Source organism: Nocardia puris (genome assembly GCF_036051655.1).
Taxonomy (GTDB): domain Bacteria; phylum Actinomycetota; class Actinomycetes; order Mycobacteriales; family Mycobacteriaceae; genus Nocardia; species Nocardia puris.
Genome location: NZ_CP107943.1, coordinates 1,273,423 through 1,288,898 on the forward strand (window position 1 = coordinate 1,273,423; position 15,476 = coordinate 1,288,898).

Genomic DNA, 15,476 nt, shown 5'->3' on the forward strand with positions numbered 1-15,476 from the left:
AGATCCCCGACACGGTTCTCGTCGAGTGGCCACAATCATGTCATGTTCGACCTATGGTGAGCGACGACACATCACCCACGCGGTGGGCGACGAGTTCGGAGGAGGCGGCTCCACGGCAACCACACCCGGATACCGCGGCGCGGCCACCCGCGCGCCACACATCGGACGAGTCGGATAAGAGCGCAGGGGGTATGGACATAGTCGAGCTACGGACACCCACGGCGATTCTGCGTCACGGTCGCGGCAGGCTCATCGTGCTGCGGCCCGGCGGTGACGGCGAGCGCGTCCTGGACGTGCCGGTCACCGACCTGCTGAAGGTGCGGCTGAACCGGCGCGCCGACGACGCCGTCGTCATCGAGATCTATCTGCGGTATCCCACCCCGGTGCTGACCGGCGTGCCCGCGGACCGCACGCCGCTGCCGGTGCTGATCGCCGAGCACGACGTGCCCGCGGCCAGCGAGATCGTCGAGCGGATCAACGAACAGGTCCTGGCCGCGCAGCGCATCGATGTGGCCGCGCCCGATCTGAATCCGCCCGCCCCCACCTGGACCAAGTCCGGGCCGAGCCGCGCCGACGTGGAGCGCGCGGTGCGCCGGATGGCGCCGCGGCGCGAGGCCAAGTCCGCGATCGCGGCGTTGCAGCGCTACGTCACCCCCGACGAGTACGTGCTCGAGACGGCGGTCACCGTCGCGCACCCGCCCGCGGGCAACGGTCCCGGGCTGCTCGCCGCGACCACGGGCAGGCTGCTGTTCGTCTCGATCGGCTCCGGCGCCCGCTACGCGCACGAACTGCCGGTCCCCGCGGTGCTGTGGGCCAGGTCGATCGAGGGTTCGGTGCCGGTCCCCGGCGAGATCGACACCCCGGGCGGCGCGACCGTCATCGAGGTGCACGACGGCAACCGCACCCTGCACTTCACCGGCGCCGACCGCGCCGACACCGAGCGGGTGGCCTGCGCGGTCAACTTCGCGGTGCGCCGCGATTCCGCCGACGGCGCCTCCGGAGCGCCCGATCCCGGTGTGGCCCAGCTGTATTCGGAATGGGAACTGCTGGTCGAACGGCATTCGCTCGGCATGGTCGACGACGGCCAGTTCCAGCGCTACGGTCGCGGCATCCTGCGCTCGCTGCCCGATTCCGGGTAGCGGGCGCGGGCCTCAGCCCTCCTCTTTCCCGTGCAGCGGGATCCGCCGCCACGGGCTGGTGGGCCGCGTCCACAGGCGCAACAGCTCCATCCGGCGGTCGACGCCGCCGTTCTTCAGTTCCGCCAGGTCCTCGCAGGCCTGCCAGTAGGTCCAGCCGGCCAGGTAGGCGTCGCCGAACTGGCGCCAGTTGCGGTACTTGCGCTGGGCCAGCGGCAGCGCGCGCATGAGGTAGCCCCACGCCACATCGGCGTCGAGGTACCCGGCGGTGAACGCCATCCTGGCCACCGCGACCACGCGGGCCAGATCCCAGGCGTGGATGTCGGCGGGCAGCGGGCGGGCGAGGTGGTCGGTGAAACCGATCTTGATGGCCTGGGACCAGATGTCGTAGTCGCGGACCAGCGCCTCGGGGTTCTCCATACCGCGGAAGGAACCGACCTGGCGCAGGAAGGCGCGGTGCCGGTCGGCGCGCTCGCCGAAGCGGTCGCGCTCGGTGGCGTTGAGCGACGCCTTCACCAACGGGTGGACCAGCGCGTAGAGCGGGGCGTGCATCCCGTCGAGCAGCTGTTCCATGGAGGCCTGCGCCTCGGTGCCGTCGGTGATGCCCCAGGCGCCGGTGAGGGTGTCGATGGCGAGCTCGCGGCGGTCGCCGAGCGGGTGTTCGCGCTCGGGACCGAGCAGCAGCGCGTCGTGGAAGGCGTCCCAGCGGGTCGAGTAGAAGCCGCCGAGCGCCAGCGCGCGCAGTTCGTCGTCGGACACCGCGGCGCCGGACCAGTGGTCCTCCTCCCGCTTGTCGAGCTCTTCGTAGGGGAAGGTCGTCAATGTGGGTATACCGCGGGCTGGCATGCCACCGATTGTTCCCCATCGATCCGGCCGGGTACCCGGATATCGCCGAGCTGCCCGCGTGTCCGGCGGTGAATTCGCGTTACCCCGCTTTCCGCACTGCCGCATCGGCCGACAGCCAGCTAATGTGCACCCATGAGTGGAAGCATCACCCGCCTGCGCGGCTTGGAACCTGCGGCTACCGAGCAGGAAATCTACGCTGCCGCACTGCAGTACGTGCGCAAGGTCGGTGGCGTCTCCGGACTGAGCGTCACCACGAAAGCGGCGGTCGACAAAGCGGTCGCCACCATCGCCGCGGCCACCACCACACTGCTCGCCGAGCTGCCCGACTCGCCGGTGGACGCGACCGCCGCCGAGCCGCCGCTGCGGCGCGCCGCGGTGGACTGAGCTACCCGGTCTCCACGCCGTAGGCCGCCACACAGGCCAAGGCGACCTCGAGCGGCAACCCCCGCCGCTCGACCGGGTGCCCGAGCAACTCCTCGATCCGCTGCACGCGGTAGCGCACGGTGTTCTTGTGCACCCCCAGTAGTTTCGCCGTGGCCTCCGGGCTGCGGTGGGTGCCCAGGTAGGCGCGCAGCGTCTCGCGCAGCCGGACCGCCGCGGGGTCGGCGCCGGCGAGCGGGCCCAGTTCGCGGCGGACGAGTCCGCGCATGGCCGATTCGTCGGCGCCCGCGAGATAGGCGATCTCCACATCCCGGTACGCGACCACGCGCGCACCACCCGCGCCCCGCTCGGCCACCTGCCGGGCGGCGACGGCCTCCCGGTGCCCGGCCAGGAATCCGTCCAGGCGCGGCGCGGGCACGCCGAACGCGATCCGCACCGGGGGCTCGACCCGTCCGTCGAGTTCGCGGACGAGCCGGCCGGGCGCGGCGAGTTCGGCCGCGCGGCCCGGGTCCTCGACGCTCGCCCAGGCCCACATCCCGGTCGCGCCCGACGGCACGATGAGCGGGCGGGCACAGCCCAGCTCGGTGGCGACGCGGCCCGCGGCCCGTTCCAGGAGCGCGGCGAGTTCACCGTCGGTGGTGTCGGTGTCGGTCCACAGCACGTACGGCAGGTGGTGGCCGGTGAGCCGGTAACCCAGGCGCACCGACGCCTGGTCGGCGTCGAGCTCCTCCCCCGCCAGCAGCGCGTGCACGGTCTCGGTGCGGCGGTTCAGCGCCGCGCGCAGCACCCGTTCACGCTCCTCCATATAGGTGTCGGTGAGTAGTTCGACCGACATGTTCACCCACTTGGTGGCGCGGTCGAACAGGCGCAGCAGCACCGCGGTCTCGATCTCGGGCGGGACCTCGCGCTGGTCGAGCGCGTCGGTCATGTAATCGAGCACGGCGTCCATGCCGAAGTGGTAGGTGCGCAGCAGCAGTCGCAGGTCGTAGCCGCGCCGGGCGACGGTGCGGGCGAAGGTGTGCGCCTCCTCGGGTAGCGCGTAGTCGAACGTGTCGACCGTGAGCCCGCTCAGCATGGTCCTGGCGTGGGCGCGGGTGCTGGCGGCCAGATCGCGGTTCATATCGCGGTCGGCCAGTTCGGGGACGCGGGCCACGATGGCCCGGTCGAGCCGGTCGACCACGGCCTCCAGCGTCTCGGTGCGCATGGTCTCGAAGACGTACTCGGCCAGCCAGTCCCGCACCACCTGGCTGTCGGTGGCCACGCGCCGGCGACTTTGTTCCGCTGTCACAAGAAGATCCGATTCCGTTGACAAAGTGGTCCAAGAATCCTGGTTCACATTGTGTCACGATCATAGTTCAGTGAGCTGATTCACAGCGGACGCCGGCAGCGGCGCACCGCACACGACGCAGTGGGAGACAGCAAGTGACCGATACCGAGCCGAGCACGGCGAAGAAGCGGGCGCCGCGCGCGAAGCAGACCGCGCCGACCGTCCTCGAGGTGCGCAATCCCGGCACCGGCCGGATCGTGGGCACCGTGCCGATCCAGTCCGCCGACGAGGTCGCCGCCACCGTGCGCGAATTGCGCCTCTACCAGCCGGAATGGGAGGCCATCGGCCCCGACGGCCGCAAGGAGTGGCTGCTGAAACTCCAGGACTGGCTGATCGACAACACCGAGCACCTGGCCGACGTGCTCCAGTCGGAGACCTCCAAACCGCGCGCCGACGCGCTGATCGACCCGGCGTTCGGCACCGACCTCATCGGCTACTACGCGCGCCGCGCGGCCAAATTCCTCGCCGACGACCACCCGTCGCCGCACAGCCCGCTGGCGCGGGTCAAGAAGCTCACCGTCGCCTACCGGCCGTATCCGGTGGTCGGGGTGATCACGCCGTGGAACTTCCCGCTGGCGATGCCGATCATGGACGTGATCCCGGCGCTCGCCGCGGGCGCGGCGGTGCTCCTCAAACCGTCGGAGGTGACCCCGCTCTCGGCGCTGGAACTGGCCAGGGGCTGGGCCGAGATCGGCGCGCCGCCGGTGCTGGCGGTCGCGACGGGCGCGGGCGAGACGGGCGCGGCCGTGGTGGCCAACGCCGATTACATCCAGTTCACCGGGTCCACCGCCACCGGCCGCCGGATCGCGGCCGCCTGCGTGGAGCGGATGGTGCCCTACAGCCTGGAGCTGGGCGGCAAGGACCCGGCCATCGTGCTCGCCGACGCCGATATCGACCGCGCCGCGCACGGCATCGCCTTCGGCGGCATGTTCAACGCGGGCCAGGTGTGCATCTCGGTGGAGCGGGTCTACGTGGAGGCCCCGGTCTACGACGAGTTCGTCGCGAAGTTGACCGAGAACGTCAAGGCCCTGCGCCAGGGCATCGACGAGCGCGAGCTCAAGCACGACGTGGGCGCCCTCGCCAACGAGAACCAGGTGCGGATCGTGCAGCGGCACGTGGACGAGGCCGTCGCGGCGGGCGCGCGGGTGCTCACCGGCGGCAAGGCGACCGGCCAGGGCACGTTCTTCGAACCGACCGTGCTGGTGGACGTGAACCACGACATGTCCTGCGTCGCCGAGGAGACCTTCGGCCCGACGCTGCCGGTGATGAAGGTGGCCGACGAGGCCGAGGCGATCCGCCTGGCCAACGACTCCATCTACGGCCTGTCGGCCTCGGTGTGGACCGGCGACAAGGAGCGCGGCGAGCGGATCGCCCGGCAGCTGAACGCCGGCGCGGTCAATATCAACGACGTCTTCGCCAACCTGTTCAGCTACGCGCTGCCGATGGGCGGCTGGGGGCTGTCCGGCGTCGGCGCGCGCTGGGGCGGCGCCGAGGGCGTGCGCAAGTACTGCCGCAAGCAGGCCATCACCAAACCGATGCTGCCCACCCAGCAGAAAGAACTGTTCTGGTACCCGTACCAGGTTCCCAAGCTGCTGACCGCGCTCGGCGCGATGCGCGCGGCGGGGGCGCGCGGACTGCGCCGCATCGACATCCCCGCACTGCTGAAACTCAAGGGAGACGACAAATGACGGACTCGGCGAAGATCCGCGGCAAGGTCGTGGTGATCACCGGTGGCGCCCGCGGCATCGGGCTGGCCACCGCGACCGCGTTGCAGGCGCTCGGCGCGAAGATCGCGATCGGCGACATCGACGAGGTCACCGTGAAGGAGTCCGGCGCGGCGCGCGATTTCGAGTTCTACGGCAAGCTCGACGTGACCGACCATACCTCGTTCGAGGCGTTCCTGGACGAGGTGGAGCGCTCGGTCGGCCCGGTGGACGTGCTCATCAATAACGCGGGCATCATGCCGACCGGCCGCCTGGTGGACGAGCCCGATCAGATCACCCGCCGCATCCTCGACATCAACGTCTACGGCGTGATCCTGGGCTCCAAGCTGGGCCTGGCCCGGATGCTGCCGCGCGGAGCGGGCCACATCATCAATATCGCGTCGCTGGCCGGTGAGACCCACATCCCCGGCCTGGCCACCTACAACGCGAGCAAGCACGCGGTACTCGGGTTCACCGACACGCTGCGCGAGGAGTATCGCGAGAGTGGCGTGCGGTTCTCGTCGGTGCTGCCGACGCTCACCAAGACCGAGCTCGGGTCCGGCGTGAGCACGCCGAAGGTGCTGCGGCCGGCCGAGCCCGAGGAGATCGCCGACGCCATCGCCGATCTCATCGCCTCGCCGCGGTCGAAGGTGCGGGTCACGACCGTCGCGGGCCTGATCTCGCAGGTGGTCGGACTGTTGCCGGAGGCGGTCGGCGACGGGATCGCGCGGGCGCTCGGCGCGAGCGACGCGTTCCTGGGCGATGTCGACACCGAGCAGCGCCGCGCCTACGAGGAGCGCGTGCGGGGCGCCTGACGCCCGGCGGTATCCGAGGGCGTCGCGGTCGAGATGGCCGCGGCGCCCTCGTCGCGTTTCCGGCATGCGGGCAGCCGCAGTCACTCCGGCGCGCCGAAACGTGTTCAACGTCACATATTTTTCCGTGACCGGCGCAACTCGGCGGCGCGCGCGGTTCCCGATCGATAGCCCGCGAGCGCCCGGCGAGCTGGCATGACGTCGAGTACGGTACGGTGGCGGACGATATGCGCTGGTCAATCGTCCAGAGCCAGGGGGATACGCCGGATGCGCGCGGGCTGCCGGAAATTCGCCATATCGGTGATGCATATGTCCGGCTCAGGCAATATGCTGTCACTAACAAACCTGCCGACTGTTTCGATGCCACTATCCAAACTTTCCGGCCTGATAAGGCTGGAAATTGCGGACCGATTCTGATAGCAAGGGGCTATGGACCCGCACTTGCGCGACCTGCGGTATTTCGTCGCCGTCGCTGAGGAACTGCATTTCACCAACGCCGCCCAGCGGCTGCACATCGCCCAACCGACCCTGTCGCGCCAGATCCGCCAGCTGGAGCGCCAGCTCGACGTGGTCCTGTTCGATCGCAACCAGCGCAGCGTCGCCCTGACCGTCGCGGGCAAGGAACTGCTGGAGGGCGCCCGCAAGATCCTCGAACTCTGGGAGGTCACCAACGTGTCCCTCCAGGAGGCCGGCGAGGTGCTGCGGGTGGGCATCCAGTCCGCGCTGGGCCGGGGGCTGCTCAACGATCTGGAGAGCGCGAGCGGGCATCGGCTGGCGCTGCACGCCGCGTCCTGGACCGATCCGTCCAGCGGACTGGCCGGGCGCCAGGCCGATCTGGCGCTGGTGTGGCTGCCGCTGCCCGACCCGAACCGCTACCGCTGGCAGGTGCTGCGCACCGAGCCGCGCTGGGTGCTGCTGCCGGAGAACCACCCGCTGGCCGACCAGGACGCCATCGACTTCGCCGATCTGCTCGACGAGCCGTTCATCGCGCTGCCCTCGGAAGCCGGTGCGGTGCGCGACTTCTGGCTCGGCAACGACGCCCGCGGCGGGCGCGCCCCGCGCATCGGCGCGGAGGCGGCCACCCCCGAGGACAAGCTCGAGGCCGTGAGCCTCGGACTCGGCGTCTGCCTGCTGGCCGAGAACAACGTGCCGATGTATCGCTGGCCGGGACTCACCGCGCGCCCCGTCACGGGCCTGGCCCCGTGCGAACTGGCCGTGGCGTGGCGGGCCGACGACTCGCGCCCGACCATCCTGGAATTCGCGAGCCGCGCCGTGGACGGCGGTTTCGCGACCCAGCAGCAGCAACCGCTCGCGAGCTGACGCTCAGCGCACGGTCCGCCGCCACGGGTGCAGGCGCTCGAGCTGGGCGCCGAGCCCGAGCAGGGCGGCTTCCCGGCCGGGTGGCGCGGCCAGTTGCGCGGCGAGCGGCGTGGCCGTGTGCGGGTGCGTGCCCATCGGCACGGACGCGGCGGGCCAGCCGATCAGGTGCCAGACGGGGGTGAAGGGCGCGAAGCGCGCGGCGGTGCGGAGATTGGCCGCCCATCCCCTGTGATGCCACGCCGTAGCGCGGGGCGGGGAGGCGGCGAGCGCCGGGGTGATCACGGCGTCGTAGCGTTCGAAGAATTCCAGCAGCCGGGCTTCGGCCCGGTCGATCCGGGTGGAGCGGGTCGCGTGCAGGCGGCGGGCGAGACGGCCGAAGGCCAGGTGCCTGCGGGTGCGCGGGGGTAGATCGGGGGTCCGGTCCGGTAGGGCCATCGTGAGCCAGCGCGGTAGCAGGGCCGACGCGATGTCGCCGTACGGTAGTTCGGCTTCCTCGACGCGGTGACCTGCCGCTTCGGCGACGGCCGCCGCCGCGCGGGCCGCGTCGATCCAGTACGGGTCCCGGCGCGATAGTCGTAGCGGGGCGTTCAGCGCCAGCGCGATGCGTAGATGTCCGGGCGGTTCCGGGCAGGCCAGGTCGGGGCGAGCCGCGAGGACGGAGAGCACCAGCGCCGCGTCGTCGACGGTGGTGGCCAGCACGCCGCCGGTGTCGCCGATGGTGCGGCCCGGCTGGAGCCCGAACACCCCGCAGCACGCCGCGGGCACCCGCACCGACCAGAATCCGCCGTCGCCATGCGCCACGGGTACCAAGCCCGCCGCGACGGCCGCCGCCGCGCCGCCCGCGGACCCACCGGCCCCGCGCTTGGTGTTCCAGGGATTCCGGGTGATCCGGCCGGGCGCGTCCGTCATCGGCCACAGGCCCAGTTCCGAGACGGCGGTTCGGCCGACCACGATCGCGCCCGCGTCGCGCAACCGGTTCACCACCGGATCACCGCTCCACTCCCGATCGACCGAGACGGGGACACCTGCCATCGGCAGTGCGTCGAGGTTTACCCGCTTGGCGAGTGCCACTGCTGCCTGGCGCGCGTCGCGGGCATCGACCACTCGGAAAGCGTTGGTCCACCGGTCCGTCTCGGCGATGCGCGCGAGTGCACCGGCCACGATTTCCGAGGGGGTGGCGGTCCCTTCCTGTACGGCGGCCACGATCTCGGCGGCGGGTCCGGGAGATGCGGGTTCGCCAGCCGCCCAGCTCCGGCGCGGCTGAGTCGCGGGCCCGGCGTGCCGGTCGAGATCCGGGGATTCTTCCGGCGGGGTGGCGAGGGGGTGGGTGGCGGGTGTGGGAGCGGCTGGGGTCGTGGTGTGCGCCGAATCCTCCGCTACCGCCGTGGCCTCGTCGTACATGTGCTGATTCGCCCCCGTCGCATCGTTGTCGAAATCGGGTGATCCGCTGTTGTGGCGCAAGTTATCATTTCGGATACTGCTCGGGGGACGATGACGTCGGGTGTGGCGGGTTTCTCTACAGCTGGTGGTCCCATGGTTAATAGCGAGTCCGAGGGGACTCCCCGCCCCGATCCGGCCTCGGGCTCCGCGACCGGCGCCAGACTCCTGCACTCGGAGTCCGTCGCGGTCGCGCGTTTCGCCGACGCGTGGGCGGCCGTGTCGCGCCTGCCGCCGGAGGAGGGGCCGGGCCCGCTCCCCCAGATCGCCGCCTTCCTGCCCGACGCGCGCACGCTGCGCTTCGAGGCGCTGATCGAACTGATCCGCGTCGACCTGCGACACCGCTGGTTGCACCGCTCCCCCGCCACCGCTCGGCGCAAACGGCTCGCCGAGTACTGCGCCGAGTTCCCGGACCTCGAGCCCGAGAATCTGCCCGCGGGCCTGGTGTACGAGGAATTCGTCGTCCGCAGGCACAGCGGCGAACGCGTCGACCCCCGCGACTACCTGCGCGAATACCCGCACCAATCCGCCGAACTCCGCGAACTCCTCAACACCGACGACGTCGACCAGAGCACCCGCCGCGCCACCCCGGACGACGACCGCGACGACGAACCCGGCTCACCTCGTACCGCAGACGACACCGACCGAGGCCACCGCACCCTCCGCGCACCCCGCGGCCGTGGGGCTCAGAGCGCCGATCCCTCGATACGCGACGCCGGCGGAACCCCGCCGATCGCACACGAGCCCGACGCCACCCGCCCCGCCACCGACCTCGCCGCACCCGAAAACGACATCACCGTGCACGTCCGGGACCAGCCGGACAACTCGACCGTAACCGACCCCGCTTTCGACGAATCATCCAGCAACAGAACCGAATCCGACATCACCCGCCATACCGCGGGGACACCCCTGGCCGACTCCCCCGGCCTCGACGGCACGCGCCAGGCCGCGCGATCGTCGGCCGGAACGGGCGCACCGCGGCCGACCGGCCACCCGCCCACCGGCGAACCCGACCGCCCGGACCGAAACACACCCATCAACGACTCGCTCACCACCGAGCCCGACCCGGGCGAGCCGACCCGCGCCGCCGCACCGGACAACACCCGCCCGTGGCCCCCCGAAAACACCCCCACCACCGACGACCCCACCCGGGCCGCATTGAACCGAACCACTCCGTCGGTTCGTACTACGGACATGGACGCGACCGCGACGGGGATCGGCACCACCGATCTCACGGCCACCGCGATCGGCGACGAGACCTCGGGGTTGCGGGGCGCCGATCCGCTGGACCGGATCGAGGTCGGTCAGCGCATCGATGACTTCGACCTGCTGACCGGCCTGGGCAGCGGTGCGTTCGCGCGGGTGTTCCTGGCGCGGCAGCGCTCGTTGCAGCGGCTGGTCGCGGTGAAGATCTCGGCCGATCACGGTACCGAACCGCAGACGCTGGCCCAGCTGGATCACGACTACATCGTGCGCGTCTTCGATCAGCGCCTGCTCCGCGCGGGCGAGGCGGGCAATCGACGGTTGCGCCTGCTGTACATGCAGTTCCTGCCGGGCGGCACGCTGCTCGGCGCGCTGCGCTGGGTGCGCGCCACTCCGCCCGCCGAGCGCAGCGGCAGGCTGTTGCTGGACGCGGTGGACGCGGCGATGGAGGAGAAGGGCGAGATCCGGCCCACCGATTCCAGTGTGCGCGCCGAGATCGCGACGTTGAGCTGGCCGGAGACTGTCGCCTGGCTGGGCCGCAGGCTGGCCGAGGCGCTGGATTACGCGTCGGCGCACGGCGTGCTGCACCGCGACGTGAAACCGGCCAATGTGCTGCTCACCGCCGAGGCGGTGCCCAAGCTCGCCGATTTCAATATCAGTTTCAGCCGCAACGTCGAGGGCACCAGCCCGGTGGCATACTTCGGCGGCTCGCTGGCCTATATGTCGCCCGAACAGTTGGAGGCCTGCCATCCGGGCCGCGACCGCACCGCCGCCGATCTGGACACCCGCGCCGACATCTTCTCCCTGGGCGTGGTGCTGTGGGAACTGCTCACCGGCGCGAAGCCGTTCGACGACACCACCGCGGGCGCGGACGGACGCGGCGACGACACCACCTTGGAAGCCATGCTGGAGCGCCGCAGTGTGGGCGTCGAATCCCACGCGCTGGACCGGGTGCCGCCGGACTGCCCGGCCGCGCTGCGCCGAGTGCTGCTGAAATGCCTGGAGCCGGAACGGGAAAGGCGCTGGGCCGACGGCGCGGTGCTCGCCAAACAGCTGGACCTGTGCCTGGACGCGCGCGCCCGCGAATTGGTCGATCCCCAGCCGGGGAGCTGGCGGCTGCGGCTGCGGCGGTGGATCGTCCCGGTGCTGCTGATCGCGATCGGCGTGCCGAATGTGCTGGCCTCGCTGTACAACATCCAGCACAACCAGACCTTGATCGTCGACCGGATGCCCGAGGACGCGCAGCGCACCTTCCTGATCATCACCAGCGTGGTGAACGCGGTGTTCTTCCCGCTGGGTTTCCTTGTGGTGCTGTATGTGTCGCGCTATGTGCTCACGGTGACGCGGGGCCTGCGGCAAGGCCGCAGATACGACCCGGATACGTTGCGCCGAGCCAGAACCGACACGCTCTTGGTCAGCGAACGCGCGGTGGCAGTCGCGTTCCTGCTGTGGGTGCTGTCGGCCCTGATCTTCCCTCTTGCCCTGCAACTGTCGACCGGCGACATCACCGCCAACGCAATCGTGCACTTCCTCGCGTCAATCGTGGTGTGCGGTGCGATCGCGGCGTCGTATCCGTTCTTCCTGGCCAGCTTCTACATCGTCCGCTGCGTCTATCCGATCTTCCTGCGCCACGGGGAGATCGACGCCGAGGACGCGGTACGCCTGCGCGGCCTGGACCGCCGCTGCAACGGCTACCTGGCGATCGCGGCGTCGGTGCCGCTGCTGGCGGTGGCGGGCGTGACATTCCTGCCGCCGGCCGACATCCCATCGGTGATCGTCGCGGTGCGGGTGCTGTGCGCGGGCGCGATCATCGCGTTCGTCATCACCTACCTGCTGTTCCGCGCGCTGGAGGACGATCTGCGGGCCCTCGAACGCGTGGTGGCGCCCACCCCGGAACAGCAGCCCGATGAGCAGGCCGCGCCGCGGTGAGCCGGCCGGCGCGCCCGTTCGGCCGGGTGATCAGCCTGTCCCACGTGCACGATCCGGCGACCACGCCGATCTTCCCTGGCGACCCGGAATTCCGCGCCGAGGTGGTCGCGACGATCGATGACGACGGCTACTACCTGCGCTACGTGCACCAGGGCGAGCACACCGGAACCCATTGGGGCGCACCGATCCACTTCCGCGCCGACGGTCTGGCCGCCCACGAACTGGACCCCGAAGACCTGGTGCTGCCCGCCGTGAAAGTCGACGTGCGCGAACAGTGCGCCGCCGCCCCGGGCTATCTCGTCACCGTGGACGATCTGCGCGCCTGGGAAGCGCTACACGGCCGTATCCCCGACGGCTCGGCGGTGATCGCGTGGACGGGCTGGGACGCGAAATGGGGCCGCCCCGAATTCACCGGCCGCCAACCGGGATTCGCCCTCGAAACGCTCACCTGGCTGCTGCACACCGGCCGCCTCGGCGAGCGCGGCGCCCTCGGCATCGACACCTTCGGCCCCGACGGCGCCGACCCCACCTACGCGGTGTCGAAACTGCTCTACGGCGCGCACCGGATCAGCCTCGAATGCCTCGCGGGCTTGGCCGAACTCCCCGAGACCGGCGCGTGGATCGTGGCGGGCGGCGCCGTCCACCGGGACGGCTCCGGCTCGCCCGCGACGATCTTCGCGTTGCTGCCTCAGGCCCCGCCGTAGACCTTCGGGTCCAGCGTGCCGATGTAGGGCAGATCGCGGTAGCGCTCGGCGTAGTCGAGGCCGTAGCCCACCACGAACTCGTTGGGGATGTCGAAGCCGACGTGTGCGACCTCGACGGGGGTGCGCAGCGCGTCGGGCTTGCGCAGCAACGTCACCACCTCCAGCGAGGCGGGATTGCGGGTGGACAGGTTGCGCTTGAGCCACGAGAGCGTGAGACCGGAGTCGATGATGTCCTCGACGATCAGCACGTTGCGGCCCGCGATGTCCTTGTCCAGGTCCTTCATGATGCGCACCACGCCCGAGGAGGAGGTGGACGAACCGTAGGAGGACACCGCCATGAACTCCATCTGGGTGGGGATCGGCAGCGCCTTGGCCAGGTCGGTCATGAAGAAGATCGCGCCCTTGAGCACGCCGACCAGCAGCAGATCGCCCTCCGGCGCGTCCGCGGGGTAGCGCTTGGCGATGAGCTCGGCCAGTTCCTTGGTCTTGGCCGCGATCTCCTCTTCGGTGATCAACACCGACGCGATGTCGTCGCCGTACACGTCAGTTGGGGTCCCTTCTCTGTGCTGTCCGCCGGTCACGATCGCTCCCGCCGCTGCTCACGCAGTGTCAGCGTGCCACGTTGGCGCGCGGCGACCAACCTGGTGCCCGGCGCTGCGCCGCCGACGGCCACGCCGCCCTGGCCGCGCCACGCGGTGAGCAGCGCGTCCACGCCCCGTAAATGCCTGTCCGTCAGGGCCTTCGCGCCGCATTCCAGCAGCCAGGCGCGCACCGCCCGCCTGCGCAGGGCGGCGGGGGCAGTGGCGAGCGTCTCGGCGTCCAGGGCGCGCCCATCACCGGGCAGGCGGGCGGCGTCGAGCAGGTCGGCGGCGAGGGCGTCGAGCAGGGCGCCGTCCTCGCGCAGGTGGTCGGCGGTGCGGGCCAGCGCCGCCGCGGCCCCGCCGCCGAGCACGTCCTCGAGCAGCGGCAGCACCTCGGTGCGCAGCCGGACCCTGGTGAATTCCGCCGCGCTGTTGTGCGGGTCCTCGTGCGGGGTGAGGCCGAGGTCGGCGCAGAGAGCGCGGGTGGTGTGCCCGCGCACGCCGAGCAGCGGGCGGCCCCACGGCGCGTTGTGGGCGGCCATGCCTTGGATCGAGCGTCCGCCGGAACCGCGGGCCAGTCCCAGCAGCACGGTTTCGGCCTGGTCGTCGAGGGTGTGCCCGAGCAGGACAGGCAGGTCGCCGCGGGCGGCGTCGAGGGCTTCGTAGCGGGCCGCGCGGGCAGCGGCCTCGAGGCCGCCGTCGGTGCCGACCGTCACCGGGAGCACGCGCGACGACCGGCAGCCCAGCGCGAGCGCGGTCTCGGCGGCCGTCGCGGCGACCGCGTCCGATCCCGGCTGCAACCGGTGGTCCACGATCAGCGCGTCGACCTGTCCGATCTCGACCACTGCCGCCGCCGTCAGCGCCAGCGAATCCGCCCCGCCCGACAGCGCGACCGCGACGGCGTCACCGGCCAGGTACTCCCCCGCCCACCCCCGCACCGCGTGGCGCACCTCCAGCGCCGCCTGCGTTTCGGGCAATCTGCGCGACGCAGCCCCCGGTGTCCCTCTCACCGCACAGCCCATGCGCAGGAGCCTACGGCCAGTTATCCACCGGCATCCACCGAATCCGATACACAGGTTCACCGAGGCTCCCGACCGGGAACCACGAGAGCGGCGCGCGGACCCACCCGTCCGCCGCCGGACGCGAAAGGATGCCCGTGCCCAGACGATCGTCGCTCCCCGCCTGTGCCGCCCTGCTGGTCCTGCTCCCGCTCACCGGCTGCGGCGGGCCGGACCCGGCTGCCGCGCCGACCACGCCGCCCACGGCGGCGTCGTCCACGGCGGCGTCGTCCACGGCGCCCCCGGCCGCGCTCGACCTGGCGGCCGAATTCGCCGCCCTGGAAACCGAATTCGACGCCCGCCTCGGCGTCTACGCGATCGACACCGCCACCGGGCGCGAGATCGCCCACCACGCCGACGACCGGTTCGCCTTCGCCTCCACCCACAAGGCGCTCACCGCGGGCGCGCTGCTGGAACGCAACACCCTCGCGGAGCTCGAGCGCGTCGTCACGTACACCGAAGCCGACCTCCTGGAACACGCACCGATCACCGAACAGCGGGTCGCCACCGGCATGACGCTGCTGGAACTCATCGACGCCGCCGTCCGCTACAGCGACAACACCGCCGCGAACCTCACCATGGCGGAACTGGGCGGACCGCAGGGCTTCGAGGACGCGCTGCGCGCCATCGGCGACAACGTGACCGAATCCGACCGGTGGGAACCGGACCTGAGCGACTACACCCCCGGCGACCCGCGCGACACCAGCACCCCGCGCGCCATGGCCACCAGCCTGCGCGCCTACACCCTCGGCGACCTGCTGCCACCCGACCGCCGCGCGACCCTGGTGGACCTGCTCGTGCGAAACACCACCGGCGACACCACGATTCGCGCGGGCGTGCCCGAGGACTGGATCGTCGGCGACAAGACGGGCTCGGCGAACTACGGGACGCGCAACGACATCGCACTGCTGTGGCCGCGGGAGGGGGCGGCCCCGATCGTGGTGGCGATCATGTCGAATCGCGGGCAGGAGGACGCGGCACGCCGGGACGAGTTGGTCGCGGGTGCGGCGCGGGTGGTGGTGGAAGCGTTGGGGTGAGG

At 71.2% G+C, this 15,476-nt stretch carries 13 protein-coding genes; 8 read left to right on the forward strand and 5 right to left on the reverse strand.

From position 1 onward, the window contains the following. The first annotated feature begins 191 nt into the window (after nucleotides 1-191). Nucleotides 192-1,139 (forward strand): hypothetical protein, encoded by a 948-nt coding sequence (locus tag OHB21_RS05540; RefSeq protein WP_067513295.1) that lies wholly within the window; start codon nucleotides 192-194, stop codon nucleotides 1,137-1,139. A gap of 12 nt (nucleotides 1,140-1,151) precedes the next feature. On the opposite strand, the gene OHB21_RS05545 is transcribed toward OHB21_RS05540, so the two are convergent. After that, on the reverse strand, nucleotides 1,152-1,982 hold the full coding sequence (locus OHB21_RS05545; RefSeq protein WP_067513293.1) for a DUF1266 domain-containing protein: 831 nt from the start codon (nucleotides 1,980-1,982) through the stop codon (nucleotides 1,152-1,154). A gap of 132 nt (nucleotides 1,983-2,114) precedes the next feature. On the opposite strand from OHB21_RS05545, the gene OHB21_RS05550 reads away from it, so the two are divergent. Beyond that, nucleotides 2,115-2,366: a DUF2277 domain-containing protein gene (locus OHB21_RS05550; protein WP_067513291.1), complete on the forward strand. Its 252-nt coding sequence runs from the start codon at nucleotides 2,115-2,117 to the stop codon at nucleotides 2,364-2,366. A gap of 1 nt (nucleotide 2,367) precedes the next feature. Here the strand turns inward: OHB21_RS05550 and OHB21_RS05555 are convergent, their stop codons facing one another. After that, nucleotides 2,368-3,624, reverse strand: a complete 1,257-nt coding sequence (locus OHB21_RS05555) for a PucR family transcriptional regulator (protein WP_067513289.1) — start codon at nucleotides 3,622-3,624, stop codon at nucleotides 2,368-2,370. A gap of 161 nt (nucleotides 3,625-3,785) precedes the next feature. Between OHB21_RS05555 and OHB21_RS05560 the strand changes: the two genes are divergently transcribed. The 3 genes from OHB21_RS05560 (at nucleotide 3,786) to OHB21_RS05570 (ending at nucleotide 7,525) form a co-directional block, all read left to right on the forward strand. Then, complete coding sequence (locus OHB21_RS05560; protein ID WP_067513288.1) at nucleotides 3,786-5,378, forward strand: aldehyde dehydrogenase family protein; 1,593 nt, start codon at nucleotides 3,786-3,788, stop codon at nucleotides 5,376-5,378. Beyond that, nucleotides 5,375-6,208, forward strand: a complete 834-nt coding sequence (locus OHB21_RS05565; RefSeq protein ID WP_067513286.1) for an SDR family oxidoreductase — start codon at nucleotides 5,375-5,377, stop codon at nucleotides 6,206-6,208. The genes OHB21_RS05560 and OHB21_RS05565 overlap by 4 nt, the downstream gene beginning before the upstream one ends. A gap of 426 nt (nucleotides 6,209-6,634) precedes the next feature. Next, on the forward strand, nucleotides 6,635-7,525 hold the full coding sequence (locus tag OHB21_RS05570) for a LysR family transcriptional regulator (RefSeq protein WP_067513284.1): 891 nt from the start codon (nucleotides 6,635-6,637) through the stop codon (nucleotides 7,523-7,525). A gap of 3 nt (nucleotides 7,526-7,528) precedes the next feature. On the opposite strand, the gene OHB21_RS05575 is transcribed toward OHB21_RS05570, so the two are convergent. Next, nucleotides 7,529-8,926 (reverse strand): amidase, encoded by a 1,398-nt coding sequence (locus tag OHB21_RS05575; RefSeq protein WP_195125260.1) that lies wholly within the window; start codon nucleotides 8,924-8,926, stop codon nucleotides 7,529-7,531. 1,071 nt (nucleotides 8,927-9,997) lie between these two features. Here OHB21_RS05575 and OHB21_RS05580 point away from each other — a divergent pair. Both OHB21_RS05580 and OHB21_RS05585 read left to right on the forward strand, forming a co-directional pair. Next, the gene (locus OHB21_RS05580) at nucleotides 9,998-12,094 is read left to right on the forward strand and encodes a serine/threonine-protein kinase (protein WP_067513318.1); all 2,097 of its coding nucleotides are present in this window, start codon (nucleotides 9,998-10,000) and stop codon (nucleotides 12,092-12,094) included. Continuing rightward, complete coding sequence (locus tag OHB21_RS05585; RefSeq protein WP_067513282.1) at nucleotides 12,091-12,798, forward strand: cyclase family protein; 708 nt, start codon at nucleotides 12,091-12,093, stop codon at nucleotides 12,796-12,798. The genes OHB21_RS05580 and OHB21_RS05585 overlap by 4 nt, the downstream gene beginning before the upstream one ends. On the opposite strand, the gene hpt is transcribed toward OHB21_RS05585, so the two are convergent. Next, nucleotides 12,783-13,340, reverse strand: coding sequence for a hypoxanthine phosphoribosyltransferase (gene hpt / locus OHB21_RS05590; RefSeq protein ID WP_067513280.1), 558 nt, complete (start codon nucleotides 13,338-13,340; stop codon nucleotides 12,783-12,785). The two genes, OHB21_RS05585 and hpt, sit on opposite strands and share 16 nt — an antisense overlap. A gap of 35 nt (nucleotides 13,341-13,375) precedes the next feature. Further along, on the reverse strand, nucleotides 13,376-14,401 hold the full coding sequence (tilS, locus tag OHB21_RS05595) for a tRNA lysidine(34) synthetase TilS (RefSeq protein ID WP_195125259.1): 1,026 nt from the start codon (nucleotides 14,399-14,401) through the stop codon (nucleotides 13,376-13,378). Between the two features lie 134 nt (nucleotides 14,402-14,535). Here tilS and bla point away from each other — a divergent pair, with 134 nt between their 5' ends. After that, nucleotides 14,536-15,474: a class A beta-lactamase gene (gene bla, locus OHB21_RS05600; protein WP_324192224.1), complete on the forward strand. Its 939-nt coding sequence runs from the start codon at nucleotides 14,536-14,538 to the stop codon at nucleotides 15,472-15,474. Nucleotides 15,475-15,476: the final 2 nt, after the last annotated feature.